Genomic DNA, 601 nt, shown 5'->3' on the forward strand with positions numbered 1-601 from the left:
TAACAATAGTGGCTTTAGACGTGGTGTTGATTCACCAACGCTGTATATGCCGTATACAACGATGATGTCACGTATTAAAGGCAGTGCCTACATTGAGAGCTTTGTGGCATTAATCGATGATAATATCTCTTCTTCAGCTGCTGAGTCCGCCATCTCCCAATTGATGATAAGTCGTCATGGCACCGATGATTTTCGTATAATTAATTCAGACTCTATTCGCCAAACCATTGAATCTACTACCACAGCGATGACTTTGTTAATCTCATCTATTGCTATTATCTCTTTAGTAGTTGGTGGAATTGGTGTGATGAATATCATGCTGGTGTCAGTCACTGAGCGTACCAACGAGATTGGGGTGCGGATGGCAGTCGGCGCACGTCAAAGTGACATTATGCAGCAGTTTTTGATCGAGGCTGTACTCGTCTGTATTTTAGGCGGGTTATTAGGTATTGGAGTAGCATTTGCTATCGGCGAATTAATCAATAATGTAGGCGGTGATAGTTTTAAAGTTATTTACTCACCAACGTCTATCATTGCAGCTTTTGTTTGCTCGACGCTTATCGGGGTCGTCTTTGGTTTCTTACCTGCTCGCAATGCAGCT

1 protein-coding gene is annotated in these 601 nt (G+C 42.6%); it reads left to right on the forward strand.

Annotated features, from left to right (window positions below; all coding sequences use genetic code 11):
• Window positions 1–601, forward strand: a 601-nt coding sequence (locus ACS8FD_RS22495; RefSeq protein WP_439277493.1) for an FtsX-like permease family protein, incomplete at both ends; no start/stop codon positions are given.

This window comes from Psychrobacter sp. 1U2 (genome assembly GCF_051847575.1).